The organism is Tissierella pigra, from assembly GCF_009695605.1.
Lineage (GTDB): Bacteria > Bacillota > Clostridia > Tissierellales > Tissierellaceae > Tissierella > Tissierella pigra.
The window spans coordinates 34,901-50,205 of record NZ_VUNQ01000003.1 but is presented as its reverse complement, the minus strand read 5'-3'; the positions used below and the strand labels follow the sequence as shown (position 1 = coordinate 50,205).

13 protein-coding genes are annotated in these 15,305 nt (G+C 28.7%); all 13 read left to right on the top strand.

Annotated features, from left to right (window positions below; all coding sequences use genetic code 11):
* Positions 1-141 precede the first annotated feature (141 nt).
* The 13 genes from FYJ83_RS02335 (at position 142) to pcrA (ending at position 15,304) form a co-directional block, all read left to right on the top strand.
* Positions 142-2,325: a radical SAM peptide maturase, CXXX-repeat target family gene (locus FYJ83_RS02335; protein WP_154438715.1), complete on the top strand. Its 2,184-nt coding sequence runs from the start codon at positions 142-144 to the stop codon at positions 2,323-2,325.
* Between the two features lie 104 nt (positions 2,326-2,429).
* Positions 2,430-2,690: a hypothetical protein gene (locus tag FYJ83_RS02330; protein ID WP_154438714.1), complete on the top strand. Its 261-nt coding sequence runs from the start codon at positions 2,430-2,432 to the stop codon at positions 2,688-2,690.
* Between the two features lie 86 nt (positions 2,691-2,776).
* The gene (locus FYJ83_RS02325; protein WP_154438712.1) at positions 2,777-3,046 is read left to right on the top strand and encodes a CXXX repeat peptide modification system protein; all 270 of its coding nucleotides are present in this window, start codon (positions 2,777-2,779) and stop codon (positions 3,044-3,046) included.
* An 8-nt stretch (positions 3,047-3,054) separates the two neighbouring features.
* Positions 3,055-5,328, top strand: coding sequence for an ABC transporter substrate-binding protein (locus FYJ83_RS02320; protein WP_154438710.1), 2,274 nt, complete (start codon positions 3,055-3,057; stop codon positions 5,326-5,328).
* A 139-nt stretch (positions 5,329-5,467) separates the two neighbouring features.
* Entirely contained in the window at positions 5,468-7,240 is a 1,773-nt protein-coding gene (locus FYJ83_RS02315) for an ABC transporter ATP-binding protein (RefSeq protein ID WP_195837894.1), read from the top strand.
* Positions 7,230-8,072 (top strand): carbohydrate ABC transporter permease, encoded by an 843-nt coding sequence (locus FYJ83_RS02310; protein WP_154438706.1) that lies wholly within the window; start codon positions 7,230-7,232, stop codon positions 8,070-8,072. The genes FYJ83_RS02315 and FYJ83_RS02310 overlap by 11 nt, the downstream gene beginning before the upstream one ends.
* A gap of 10 nt (positions 8,073-8,082) precedes the next feature.
* Positions 8,083-9,324 carry a carbohydrate ABC transporter permease gene (locus tag FYJ83_RS02305; RefSeq protein WP_154438704.1) on the top strand — a complete coding sequence of 414 codons (1,242 nt, stop codon included), beginning with the start codon at positions 8,083-8,085 and terminating at the stop codon, positions 9,322-9,324.
* Positions 9,314-10,177: a hypothetical protein gene (locus tag FYJ83_RS02300; RefSeq protein ID WP_154438702.1), complete on the top strand. Its 864-nt coding sequence runs from the start codon at positions 9,314-9,316 to the stop codon at positions 10,175-10,177. Before FYJ83_RS02305 ends, FYJ83_RS02300 begins: the two co-directional genes overlap by 11 nt.
* The gene (locus FYJ83_RS02295; protein ID WP_154438700.1) at positions 10,158-11,258 is read left to right on the top strand and encodes an ABC transporter ATP-binding protein; all 1,101 of its coding nucleotides are present in this window, start codon (positions 10,158-10,160) and stop codon (positions 11,256-11,258) included. Before FYJ83_RS02300 ends, FYJ83_RS02295 begins: the two co-directional genes overlap by 20 nt.
* Positions 11,259-11,544: 286 nt before the next feature.
* On the top strand, positions 11,545-11,862 hold the full coding sequence (locus tag FYJ83_RS02290; protein WP_154438698.1) for a hypothetical protein: 318 nt from the start codon (positions 11,545-11,547) through the stop codon (positions 11,860-11,862).
* A 162-nt stretch (positions 11,863-12,024) separates the two neighbouring features.
* On the top strand, positions 12,025-12,252 hold the full coding sequence (locus FYJ83_RS02285; RefSeq protein WP_154438696.1) for a hypothetical protein: 228 nt from the start codon (positions 12,025-12,027) through the stop codon (positions 12,250-12,252).
* Positions 12,253-12,312: 60 nt separating this feature from the next.
* On the top strand, positions 12,313-12,951 hold the full coding sequence (locus FYJ83_RS02280; protein ID WP_195837893.1) for a YidC/Oxa1 family membrane protein insertase: 639 nt from the start codon (positions 12,313-12,315) through the stop codon (positions 12,949-12,951).
* A 133-nt stretch (positions 12,952-13,084) separates the two neighbouring features.
* A complete protein-coding gene (pcrA, locus tag FYJ83_RS02275; RefSeq protein WP_154438692.1) occupies positions 13,085-15,304 on the top strand; it encodes a DNA helicase PcrA in 2,220 nt (739 codons plus the stop codon).
* Position 15,305: the final 1 nt, after the last annotated feature.

The following is a 15,305-nucleotide window of genomic DNA, read 5'->3' as shown; positions in this document are numbered from 1 at the left end:
CAAGGTTTGACTAGGAAAATCAACTGCGAAGTTTGAGTAATGAACATAAGAAATCATAGATGAAATAGAGTTAATTATGATGATATATAATAGCAAATATATACAATTTATGAATATATCAGAATAAACGGGGGGAGTAGAATGAATAGTAACAATTATACCTTTGGGAAGTCTGTTAGGAGTTGGCATGCTGATAGAGCACAGACGGTGACATTTGTGGTTACAGATGATTGTAACTTAAGATGCAAATATTGTTATATAACTCACAAGAAATCTGACAATAAGATGGATTTTGATACTGCTAGAATATTTATTGATCGGTTGCTTACAACTGATGAGATGAAATATTCGGAAGCTGTAATATTGGAATTTATTGGTGGAGAACCATTAATAGAAGCCAAGCTTATTGAGAAAATAGCAGATTATTTTAAGCTAAGGGCATTTGAATTAGATCATGATTGGTATTGGAATTATAGGATAAGTATTTGTACAAATGGAGTTAATTATTCATCCACTGAAGTTCAAAGATTTATCAAGAAAAATCTTAATAAAATTTCTGTAACCATATCAGTAGATGGAACTAAGGAGAAACATGATATGCAAAGAGTTTTTCCAGATGGTTCAGGTTCATTTGATAAAATAAACGAAAATATTGATTTATGGCTAAAGCAATTTAGGGGATCAACTAAGATGACATTTGCCAGTGATGATTTACCTTTACTGTATGATAGTATTTTATCTTTGTGGAATAGAGATATAAAAGAAGTTAGTGCTAATGTTGTCTTTGAAGATGTCTGGAAAAACGGTGATGATAAGATATTAGAAGAACAGTTAAAAAAATTAGCAGACTATGTAATTGATAATAAATTATATGATAATGGCTACTATTGCTCATTTTTTGATGAAACTATAGGATATCCCTATAATGAAGAAGATATGGATAAAACGTATTGTGGAGCAGGGAAGATGATCGCATTGTCACCAAATGGGAATATTTACCCTTGCATCAGATACTATGGGTATTCATTAAATAATCATGAAGAATGGTCAGTGGGTGATATAAAGAATGGAGTAGACATGGAGAAGGTTAGACCTTTTGTACTATCTACTAATCGACTTCAAAGTGATTCTGAATGTTTAAATTGTGAGATAGCTACAGGATGTGGTTTTTGCCAAGGCTTTAATTATGATGAAGCTCCGGTACCTACTAATTTTTACCGTGCTAAATATATATGTAATATGCATAAGGCTAGAGTTAGAGCAAATAATTACTTTTTTTCTAAGTTATATAATGTACATGGAATAGAAAGACAAAATAATAGGATAAATAAAAAGTCACTTTACTTTTTATTGTCAGATGACTATATAACCTATTGTTGTTATGAAAATCAAAATGATGATGATAATGAAATGAGTGATAATGTAATTCTTGAAGGTTTAAATTATGCACAAGAAAATTTTATGATTCCCATATTTGTTCATGGGAAAAGTGGAAAAACTTTAAGAACAAAAGAAGAATATATAGGTTATGACATATTGCATATAGTCCCTATAAGATATTATAATCTAGCACAAGAACAAGGATTTAGACGAATACTACCAGCATATGATATGGAGAATATTTGGAATGAAAAAGTATTTATTGATAATATAATACTAAATGTAAAAGAAGATGAAATAAAAGAATTAAATAAAGCAATTGATGAGTTGATTAAATTTTCAAATAGGATTAATGTAAATATAACAGAATTAGATAGACACTTTAATGAAGAAACATATAAAGAACAAATGGAAAAGATAAGTGATACAATTATAAGAACATGGGGAGAACAGGGAATATTGAAAGAAGTTAATTTATTAACGGATATTTTGTTTTTAGAAAAACATGACAATTGTCAAGCTGGTGAAAATACATTCGCATTATCTCCGTTAGGTAAAATTTATACTTGCTGTGCCGATTTTTCAAATAATGAAGATAGCTTTATTGGAGACGCTAGGGAAGGAATTATAAAGGAATATGGTAGTTACTTATATGGGATTGAAAATAGTAACCTTTGTAGAATCTGTGATGCATATCAATGTAGCGATTGCGTTTATATTAATAAAAAAAATACAAAAGAGTATAATGTTTCACCCTCGTTTCAGTGCAGGAAGAGTCATATAGAGAGAGTAGTTGCCTTAGAGTTAAAAACTAAGCTTAAGAATTGTTCAATAATACCTAACACAAATAAATTAGAAATAAAAGAAAATGATTATTTAGATCCAATATCAAGGTTTGTTAAAAACAATAATGAGTTTGCAGGTTACTATAAATATAAACCCTAAGAATTAAGATATAAGGATTTAGAAGAATTAAAAAAGGGGAGTATTGATTTAGTGTGATATGTCCAATAGGATTTCACAAATATAATTAGAAGGGGGACAATCTTATGTCATATGATAGTAAGATTAGGCAAAACATCATTAGTAATCCGATTACATCTATGGCCGAACTGTCAAGTTGTAACGATGTATGTATGAGAAATTGTGGTGTAGGATGTAGTGGGAGATGTGGAGGAAGCTGTGATGATACCTGCAACTATGACTGTGGAGGAGGATGTTCTGACGAATGTGGTCATACTTGTGCTGGAAGTTGCGCTAGAGAATGTGCACATGGATCTGGTATGTCAGCAAATAATAGTTTACTGTAATTGTTGAGAGAAGTTCGCCCAACTTGTGTAAGCAAGTTGGGCAAATCCTATTGTTTTGCAGTTAGTAAAATGAAAGGGAGGATTATATGATAAATATAAAAGAAGTTTGGGAATTAAATGAGGCTGAGTTTAAAGAAATTGAAGATTTATTTGAAAAGAAAATAGCACTTGAAAATCTAACTAAAATAATTGATACAAATAATCAGGAACTTTATGATAAATTAATAAAAGATTATGGAAAGACTGTGCATCAGTTTGATTCTTGGTGGAATGAAATGTCAAGGAAATACCATTGGGAAGGAAGTAATTGGTGGTTAGACTTTGAAACGAAGAAAATAATGACTAACAAAAAATAGGTGGTAACATGGAAAATAAAAGGAATAAAATAATTATACTATCTGTAATATTACTATTTATAATTATAGTGGGTGTTTTTTTTATTATAAAGAATAAGGATTATAACAGTACCGAGAGCAATAAGTATGATGGAAATGAGACTTTTGGGGAAAATAAAAATGATACAGAAAAAGGGGGCGAAAGTGAAAGATTTTATTACGTTGAAAACTTTATAGGAGAAGAAGAATGGAATGGATTTTATAATCTATTAAGACATGATGATGAAATCGTTAGAATTATAGATGGAGAAAAGCTCTATTTAAGAGAATTTAAAACCGAAGAAAATATTTATGAGATTCCAAATAAGGAGATAATATCGGGAAATGGATATTGGATTTACGAGAATGTTTTTTGGAATGTAAACTATGACAAAGAAAGTGAGGATGTCATAGTTAGTTCATTTGATAAGAAAGGAAATGAAAAAGATAGAATAGCATTAAAAGACTTTAAAGGACATATTTATGATAATTCCTATATTTATGTTATGGAGATGAGGGTTACTAAAAATTATATATATATACTAGCTGGAACTGATACTCAGCCTATACTTCAAATATTTACAAAAACAGGTGAGCTCAAGAACTCATACAAAAATACAATGAGTTTTGATGTAGATTATAAAGAACGCTGTGTGTATACAACTACAAGTACTGAGGATTTACCAGTTAGTGGATTTTTTATGATTGATTCAGCAAATGGAGATGAAATATTCCAAAATACTTCACGTAAATTGAATCCTATCAGATTCTCAGAAGATGGAAAACTAATATATGGATTTGATGAAAAAATTAATGTATTTAATTCTAATGATGGTGAATTCATAAAAACAGCATTTGAATTTGGAAGGGATTCAACATATTTATTAGATGATTATTATATAAAAGATTTCATGGTTGGAAAAAATGATGAACTCTATTTTTCTCTGCAAACTGAAGAAAGGAATAATGAAGGTCTTGAACTAAGCGATATAAAATTGTTTTACTATTTATATACAAAACAAGAAGGTGAAAGACCAATGAGGGAGACTAGCCTTACTATAACTGCTCCCTATAGGAACGATTTTATAGAAGAAGCTATCAAGCGCTATGAGCTTAAATATCCTAGGGAGCATATAGAATATATCTATACCTATAATAACTATGATGCTTTTCTAGAAAATGATCAAGAGTATGGAGTTAAGTTGACTTTAGATATCATAGCAGGAGATATAGGAGATATTGTTCAAACGGGAGGTTCTGGATTTGATTATCAAGATATTTTGAGAACCGATGTATTTATGGATTTAACAAACTTAATAGAAAATGATAAAAATTATGAAGACTTAAACAAGGATGTATTAAATGCCATCAAGATTAATAACACTATCCGAGCATTGCCTATTAACTATATATTTTATCAATATGAATTAAATGAAGATTTAGAAAAACAATTAGGACTTGATATAGATTTCAATAATATGTCTTGGTCACAAGTATTGGATATTGTGAAAATAATAGAAGAGAAAGCTCCTGATACACATTTATTTACAAAAAATATGGAAGGAAGAAGCCCTTGGGAAGTTTTCGGAAATGATTTACTTATAGCAAATATGCCTGATTTAATTAACTTAGAAACTAAGGAAGTAGATTTAAATCAGAGATGGTTTAAAGATCTTTTGATAAAGTTTAAGGAGTGTAGCGAAAGTAAGAACTTGGTACACACTGATTGGGAGTACAATTTGCTTGATAACCTCCATGGTTCATTACTAGCTTTAACAGTTAATCGAGATCACTATTATGGTGATATGTTAGTTCACTTTGATGAATATAATAAAACTAACAAAAGCCGAATGATACCTAATTTTACTGGAGAAAGAAATGACAATAGGATTGGTTATAGTATGAGGATGTATTCAATAAATAATCGGTCGGATAAAAAAGAAAATGCATGGAAATTTTTAAGCTTTTTATTAGAGGAAGATATTCAGTTTATTGCATCAAGAGATAGAACAGGAATGCCTATTAATAAAAAGGGTGTCTATAGAATGATAGAGGATGCAACCTATTATCTTTCAGGTAGTAGCGTGGATAGATACAACAAAGCTACTATACAAAACTCTCATAGAATAGATTATTTATATAATATGGGTTATTTAAGATTTGATATTTCAAATCCTATTAGTTTTTATATGAACGGAGAAATGACACTCGACGAGGCACTCAAGAAAGCAGAAAAAAATGTAATTGTTAGATTGAATGAATAAAAATATTAGAATTTTTATTCGGGAATAATCTAATATCTAGAAATATATTAATCGAATTATGCTGACTAAGCCCATAACTCATACTCTGTTGTGGGCTTAGTATTAATATAAAATAGATATTGGGATGGAGAGATCAAAAATGAATATAAATAAAACTGATAGAGAAAAATTAAAATGGTTTTTTAAAAAATATATTTATATAGGTAAGACACATTTGATTTTAATTATAGGATTAATATTTATAGGATCCTTGGTTGCAAATATAAGTCCATATTTATATGGAAAAATTTTAGATAGTATTACATTAGGAGACATGGATTTTTTAATTAAGCTGATTATAATTTATTTTTTCATAATCATATTCACTAATTTATTAAGTATGTTAGAAGGCTATGTGGGAAAAGTCGTTAATTTTAGGTTATCTAAGAATGCACAAATAGAGTTATTTGATAAGATAATAAGAATGAGGACTTTAGCATATAACAAATATGAGGTTGGAGAATTGATCTCACGTTTAAACGGAGATACTGATAGTATAGTTTCTTTTGGAATAAATCTAATTACTAACACTCTTCATATAGTTATTAATATGATAGTTTCTCTATACTTTGTGATAGTCATCTCTATACGTCTATCTTCCGTTGCAATATTTTATATACCTATGACCTTTTTAGTTACTTATTTTGCTAGAAAATATTTTAAAGAACTGACTGAACAAAGAAAAAAGTTTAGCGATAAGTATTTTAGTTTTCAGAATGAAATGTTTTCAAATAATACAGGAATTAAAAGTTTTCAGTTAGAGAATAAAATCAATGATAAATATAAGAGTTTTATTGAAAATGAATTTAATCTTTTAAAAAGATCTATACATTTGGGAAATATTATACAGTTGGCTAATAGCTTAATTATCACGATTTCGTCTCTATACATAATATATTTATCTGCTCTATTGATAAATGATGGAATTCTAACAATTGGTTTGATGGTATCTTTTAACACCTATATAAATAAATTATTTTCATCTATATCACAGGTATTTAGTATAAATATTAGCTTACAAGAGGTAATGGTATCTTTAAATAGGATTATTGAAGTAATGAGTGAGGAGTCTGAGGATAGTAACGAATTAATATTTGAAAAATACAATGATCCTACATTGAAATGCGTAGATATGATATTCTCTTATGGAGATGAAAAAGAAAATGTTTTAAGGGATATGACAATTAATATTGATAAATTTGGTTTATACAGTATCGTTGGTTCAAATGGATGTGGAAAAAGTACATTTGCGAAATTGCTAATAAAACTCTATGATATTAGGTCAGGCAATATTTTTATAAATGGATTAGATTATTTTGAGTTTTCATATAACTTTATAAGAAGTAATATTACTTATGTTCAAAAAGAAGAATTTTTTTTTAATGATACAATTATAAATAACATAAGGTTGGCTAGTGAATTCTTAAAAGAAGAAGATATAGAAATGATGTGTAAAAAGGTGGGAGTAGATGAATTTATAAAAACTTTACCTGAAGGATATAGGACTATTATAGGTGAGGGTGGATATACACTATCGAGTGGGCAAAAACAAAAGTTAAGCATAGCTCGTGCATTACTTAGAGATACGCCAATATATATCTTTGATGAAGTTACGGCAAATCTTGATGGTAAGGCTGAAAAAGATATTATGAGGATTATGAAGGAATATAGTAAATCATCTATTATATTATTTATTAGTCATAAGATATCGTCTATCATGGATAGCCATAAAATATTTGTTTTTGACGATGGTAGAGTTATGGATAGTGGAAGCCATGATTATTTAATAAAGAATAACCAGATGTATAATGAGCTATTTAAAAATAGAGAGATAAGTATACAGTTGAAAGGAGTTGAGAAGATTGGAGGATAAAAAGTTTTATGGATGGTATTTTATTCTCCCAAGCTTAATAGGAGTATTGATATTTTATATCATACCATTTTTTTTAAGTTTATATTATACATTTACAAAAGGTATATCTACAGTTCAATTTGTTGGGTTGGATAATTTTAAAGAGCTCTTCAATAATCCTGCTTTTATATTAGCGTCAAAAAATACTTTAACTTTTATTATTATAGGTGTTCCTATTGTAACTATGCTTTCATTATTTTTAAGTCTTATGATGGCAGAAAAGTTATATCGATTTCCGAGATGGGCAATGCTATCTCCCATGATTGTACCAGTTGCATCTGCTCTTATGGGTTGGGAAGTTGTATTTGGAAATAATGGCATGATGAATAAGATATTAGTTTTTTTTAGTAGACAGCCAATTTCCTTTTTTGGTGAGGATAATGCTATGAAAATTCTAATACTAATTTATATAATCAAAAATACAGGATATATGATAGTTATCTTTACGGGAGCAATTTCATCATTAGAAAAAGAATATAAAGAAGCATTTTTATTAGATTCTAACTCTAGTATAAAATATGCTTTTAAAATAGTAATACCATTAATAGCTCCAATTATATTTTTTGTTGTAATCTTAAGTATAATTAATTCATTTCTAATGTTTCGTGAAGTCTACGCCTTATATGGAGATATACCACCAAATACAGTATATTTGCTACAAAACTTTATGAATAATAATTTTTATAAGCTAAATTATCAGAGGTTAAGTACAGCTGCATTTATACTTGTTATGGGAATTTCAATACTTATAATAGCTTTTTTAAGGTTTCAAGAGAAACACTTGGATCATTAGGAGGGATAACATGGCTAAAAAGATACTTAAAAATTTATTTATTTATATCTTTTCTTTGATCTGCATCCTTCCAATGATGATTATGATAGTTTATTCCTTTAAAGGTATAGATGGAAATTTTTCTTTTGTACAATACGGAAGGGCTTTATTCCAGAGGGAAGATTTTTTTATAGGATTTTGGAACTCCATAATGTATACATTTGTGATTATAGGTATTAATATCCCTTTATCACTTCTTAGTGCTTATGGTTTTAGTAGATTCAAATTTAAGACAAAGGGTATTTTATATTGCCTTTATATTATATTAATGCTTATGCCTTTTCAAGCCACAATTGTAGCTCAATATCTTACTCTAAAAGCATTAAAAATAATAGATAAACCTATGGCTGTAATGATACCCAATATATTTTCTACATTTGGAACTATATTAATGGCACAGCATATGAGAGGAATAAATAAGGAAATTCTTGATGCAGGTAGAATAGATGGATTTGGAGAATTTAGACTATTTTTACAAATAGTACTGCCAGTTTGCAAATCACTGGTTTATGCACTTACTGTATTAATTTTTGTAAATTATTGGTCCATGGTAGAGCAACCCCTGGTATTTATTAAGGATACTGCTGATATGCCATTATCTGTTACATTAAATGCTAGTAAAAGATTTAGAGATATAGGATTTGCTTGTGGAACATTATTTAGTATATTGCCTATTCTTTTATATCAGTTTTCATATGATGATTTAGTGAATGGTATAAGTATTAAGGGCGGTGTCAAAGTAGAAAGCTTAGATAATAGAGAAGAACAGGGAAAAAATAAAAAAATCATTTCTAAGATTATTGTTGTTTTCATGATTTCTATGGGGATATTTACATTATTTACTCAAAAGATCAGTTATATGATGACACCTAATGTAGAGGTAGCACAAGTAAAAAGTGGAGATTTAAAGTCAAATCCAAGTGACTCCAGAAGTAAATCATTAGGATATTACACAAATATAGTACCTAATTCTTGTATTCATCAAGAAGGTTCTGATAGTGTTATATATGCTATTATGAAAGAGAAATCTAAGAGTCAAAGAGATGAAGTTGTGAAAATAGTAGTGACTGTAATTGAAAGTAATGGAATCGAAGCAGCAATTCAAGGTGGTTTTTCTTCTGATACCCAAATTATTGAAAGAACTACAAAACCACTCATTGATGGAATGATTGTGAGAGTATCAGATAATAGAGGTGCTATTCATGGAGAATAAAAAAAGAATTATATTAATTATAGTACTTATATTTATACTGTCAGCTATATTTTTATATCAGAAGAGCTTAATTACTGATTTTTCTTTGAAACCAGAAAGAGTGGAGTTATTATTTGATATGAATAGAGAGATTCTACCTTTTATTTTATTAGAAGAACAATATATAAGTGAAAAGTATGATATTAGATATGAGTATGAAAAAGATAATCTAGATAATCATATTTATATAATTTCTATACAAAAAACTGTGAATATTGAAGACGAATTTTTTAAAGATCGGTTTATAGATTATTTAAAAATTAGAGTTCCAGAAATAGATGAAGAAACATTAAATATAACAGACTATTCTGATACTAATAGAATCCTTATGGAGTGGCATAAAGGAATTAAGCTATTTATAGTTTCTTTATTATTTATATTAATAGCAATAATCCTAGTAAGGAGGATAAAAGTTATAATTAAAAGTGTAAAGAAAGAGCTTAAGATATATTATTTTAAAGAAATTATACATTTAAGAATAAGCCAAATACTTGAAGAGGCTATTAAACTTGTATTATTAATATTTAGTGAAATATTTTTATTACAATGGATTATAAAATTTCAATTCAATATTCCTGGAAGATTTCTACCAGTCAATGACATTTTTGATCGTGAATTTTATCGAAATATAAATAATACTACAAAAGTGAATCTGAGTAGTTATGGAGACTTTTATAATATGACCTTATATAAAGTAAGACTACTTACTTTTGGATTTCTTATTTTAGGTATACTAACATTTTTGCTTATAATAACAATGTTCAATAGCAAAGAACCAAAAGGAGGAGACGAAATTGGGAAAAGTAGTATTTAAAAATATAAAGAAAATATATCCTGGAAATGTACTTGCAGTAGAGGACTTTAATCTTGAGATAGAAGATAAAGAGTTTATTGTATTGATTGGTCCCTCTGGGTGTGGAAAATCTACAGTTCTTAGAATGTTAGCGGGTCTTGAAGATATTACTGCCGGGGAATTATTTATAGATGGCAAAAAGGTTAATAAAGTTGTGCCAAAGAATAGAGATATAGCAATGGTATTTCAAAATTATGCTCTTTATCCTCATATGACAGTTTATGAAAATATGGCAATAGGTTTAAAACTTAGGAAGATACCAAAGATGGAAATTGATTCAAAGATTAGATTTGTAGCAAAATTAATTAAGATTGAGGAATTACTAGATAGAAAGCCTAAGGCATTATCAGGAGGACAGCAGCAAAGAGTAGCCTTGGGAAGGGCTATCGTAAGAAATCCTAATGTGTTCTTAATGGATGAACCACTATCAAACTTAGATGCTAAGTTAAGGGTACAAATGAGAACAGAAATAATAAAACTCCATAAAGAACTCTCCGCCACCTTTATATATGTAACCCACGATCAGACAGAAGCCATGACTATGGGAACAAAGATTGTAGTAATGAAGGATGGAGTGGTTCAACAAGTTGCAAGTCCAATGGAAATTTATGATAATCCCGTGAATATTTTTGTTGCAGGCTTCATAGGAATACCACAGATGAATTTTATAGATGTAAAAATAGTAATGGATAATGAAAATACTTATATGAGATCTGGAAATAAAGAACTAAATTTTAAAATTTCAAAGTCTTTCTTAAATATAGATTGGCAATCTGATGAAATGATTTTAGGGATTAGACCTGAACATATTCATATTGAACCAATTCAAAACTCTATAGAGCTTGTAGGTACAGTAGATATTGTTGAACATATGGGAGCGGAAACTTATATTCATATTCAAATTGGTGATGAGAAACTAATTATAAGAGTACCTTATGAATTGAATAAAAACGTAGAAGATAAAATTAAAATTTTTATAGATGAGACTAAACTATATCTATTTGATAAAACTAACCATAAATTAGTATGCAGACTATATTAAATAATCATAAGAAAGTTTTTAAAAGTTAATCCATAGCAGAAGATATAAATTTTTAAGAAAAAATAGGTCTGAAGACTAAAAATACTTGATTTATCCTTATATGAAAAGCTTTATATTATAAATTATCAAGAGCTTATATTAAAGACTGTGGAAATGTGACTGATACACGTAAAGACCCATAGGGAATCATATTAAGATTCAATTATTTATTGTATGATATTTATTTTTAATATATAATTGCATTTAAGGATAGAATGTAGAATAGGGATAAGGGGAGGTTATGATTATGACCAACGAAGAGTTCCAGATATTAGTATTGGAAAAGTTAGGAAACCTAGAAGAAGGACAGAAAGGTCTAGAAGAAAAGGTAACTAATCTAGAGGAAAAGGCAACTAACCTAGAAGGAAAAGTGGTAGGGTTGGAAGAAGGACAAAAACAAATCATTACAAAACTAGATGCTGTAGTAGAGCAGACTACGGATTTGACAGAATTTAAATACGAAGTAAAGGAAGAATTAGCAGAAATTAAAGCAAATATATCAAGAATAGAGATAGCTACTGCTGATAACTGGAGTGATATAGCAAGATTAAAGGCAGCTAGATAATATAATTGAAAGAGCTCATTATGAGTTCTTTTTTATAAAGTTTTAGATTTTCAAACTATATTTTAAATGATTAGAAGTAGTAAAAGTATGATATATAAGTTGTAGATATATTATCCATATTGTATAATGTTAACATAACTCATTTTAAAAGGAGTTTTTAACATGGATTTTGATTACTTATCATTTTTAAGTTTCATGATGTTCTTTGTATGTTTTATATCCATAGGATATATTGCATTAAGAGCTTTTAAGGTTCAGCTTCCATATACCACTATTAGTTGCTATGGCATTGGGAGAAGTAAGTTTTTAGATTATAATATATATCTAGATATAACTGATTACAGAACCTATGAAAAATATCAAATATGGAGATTTTACTTTCCAGATTAAACAATGGATATGATTAATGACTCGAGTTTTAAAATACTATTTCGAGAGGATGAATTTTTCATGTCTAATTTACTAAGCGGTGTTTTAAATATACTATTTAACTTTACTAATGACTGGGGTTTGGCAATAGTAGCATTAACTATATTAGTTAAAGTTTTGTTGATACCATTATCTATAAAACAAAAAACAGCCCTATTAAACCAGCAAAATCTTACATCAGAGATTAATGAAATAAAGAAAAAATATAAAGATAATGAAATAAAAATGAATGAAGAGTTAGGTAAATACTATAGCCAAAATGGTTTCAAATTTTTTGGTGTTTTTATAGGTCTACTTCAAATCCCAATATTGATAACTTTGTTTAATGTTATTAGGGGTAATAGTATAGATGCAGGTTCTATATTAGTTCCATGGGTTTCAAGTCTAAAAGCTTATGACCATAACTATATAATTCCTATACTGTATGCTTTGGTTTCCATAAGTCCCAATTTATTAAATTACATTGGAGTTTTGAGAAAGTTTGATGAAAGTAAACCTTTAAAACAAAATATACTAAGTGTTATTATTATCTCCATAATCATAACATCTAGAAGTCCTGTAGCTATAGGTATATATTTAATAACCAGTAGTGGTATATCATTTGTTGAAGAATTGATCTATAGATTAATTATAAGAAATAAAGAATTAAAACAAGTGTAAATATAATAATTTATAAATATTAAAAACAAAAAGCAGCAATCTATGATTGTTGCTTTTTTGATGGAAATATCATCTTCAATACTATATAATAAATAAAGAAGAAACAAATGTTTAGAAAGGCGTGAACGGATTAATGGATTATCTAAATGGATTGAATGATAGACAAAGAGAAGCTGTATTACATACAGATGGACCACTGCTGATTTTAGCAGGTGCTGGCAGTGGAAAAACGAAAGTTGTTACTCACAAAATAGCATATTTAATCGAAGAAAAGGGAATTTTCCCGGGAAATATACTGGCAATTACTTTTACAAATAAAGCTGCTGCCGAAATGAAGGAAAGAGTTGCTAGACTTTTGTCTAATTCTGTAGAAAATATGTGGATGGGAACTTTTCACTCCATATGTGTAAGGATTTTAAGGCGAGATATTGACAAAATAGGATACAATAGATCATTTACTATATATGATAGAGATGACCAAATAACACTTATAAAAGAGTGTATAAAGGAAAAGAATCTTAATAAAGACAATTATAAGGAGTCATCAGTTTTAGCACAAATTAGTAAATTAAAAGATAGTGCAACAGACCCTAATGAATATATAAATCATAATTATAAAGATTTTTACCTAAGAAATATTGGAGAGCTATATGCACTATATCAAGAAAAACTAAAACAATATAATGCACTAGACTTTGATGACTTAATAATAAAGACAGTGGAATTATTAAGAAATAACCTAGAGGTCAGAGATTATTATCAAAGAAGATTCAAATATGTTTTTGTAGATGAGTATCAAGATACAAATAAGATTCAATATGAACTGATTAAACTACTTTCAGAAAAGCATAAGAATATTTGTGTAGTAGGTGATGAATCTCAATCAATTTATGGATGGAGGGGAGCTGATATTAGTAATATCCTGAACTTTGAAAAGGATTTTAAAGGCTCTACTACTATAATGTTGGAACAAAACTATAGGTCTACACAAAAAATACTTAATTTAGCAAACAGAGTTATTCGCCATAATTCTGAGAGAAAAGATAAGAATCTATGGACAGATAATCAGGAAGGAGATCCTATATGCTACGAGGAAATGTCTGACTCAGAAGATGAGGCTTTATTTGTAGGTGGTAAAATAGATGAATTAATAAGGAATGAACATAATCTATCTGATATTGCAATTCTCTATAGAACCAATGCTCAGTCTCGTTCTTTTGAGGATTGCTTCATAAGAAAAAATATTCCTTATAAAATTGTAGGAGGACTTAAATTCTACGATAGAAAAGAAATAAAAGATATAGTAGCATATTTAAAAGTACTGGAAAACCCATTAGATAATATTTCCCTAAAGAGAATAATCAATGTGCCAAAGAGAGGAGTAGGTAATGCTACTATAGATAAATTGGAAGAAATTGCCCTTAGAAATAATGATTCAATCTATGGAGTTTTATTATCTTTAGATAGTATAGACGAGCTAAACAATAGGGCAAAAAACAGCCTAAAACCTTTCATGGATATGATGAGTATGCTTATGGCTAAAAAGGAAACAATGGGAATAAAAGAATTTATAGAAGAGGTTATTGATTCTACAGGATATATAAAGGAATTAGAAAAGGAAAATACCATAGAGGCTCAAACGAGAATCGACAATATAAAGGAGTTTATTTCTGTTGCAATTGATTTTGAAATGCGAATGGGAGAAAGTAATCTAGAAGAGTTTCTAGGAAATGTAGCATTGCTTTCAGATGTAGATAAGACTGCCGATAATACAAATGTAGTCACTATGATGACGGTACACAGTGCTAAAGGGTTAGAGTTTCCAGTTGTATTTTTAGTTGGTATGGAAGAAGGGTTATTTCCCATAACTAGATCCTTAGAAAGTGAATCTGAATTAGAGGAAGAAAGAAGACTCTGTTATGTTGCTGTAACTAGGGCAGAAAAACTTTTATATATAACCAATGCAAAAATAAGGACAATTTATGGTAATGTCAATTATACTTTACCTTCAAGATTTATTGCTGAAATGGGAGATGCCATAGAGAGAAAAGAAAAAGAAAGTCTAAGGGAACAACTTGTATCTGTAAAGGATTTGACAACAACTAAAAAAGAAGTATTTAAAAAAGAAACTTTTATGGGTAATCCATTTACTATACAAGCTAAAGCTGAACCAAGGACAGATGTAAGCCAAGATGTAAATATAGGTGATAAGGTAAAGCATAAAAAATTTGGAATAGGTACTATAGTTCAAGTGAAAGATAGGGATAATGACAAAGAGCTGGTTATATCCTTTGATGGTCAAGGACTAAAACGATTACTACTTTCCATTGCTCCTATAGAAATAATGAGGTGAT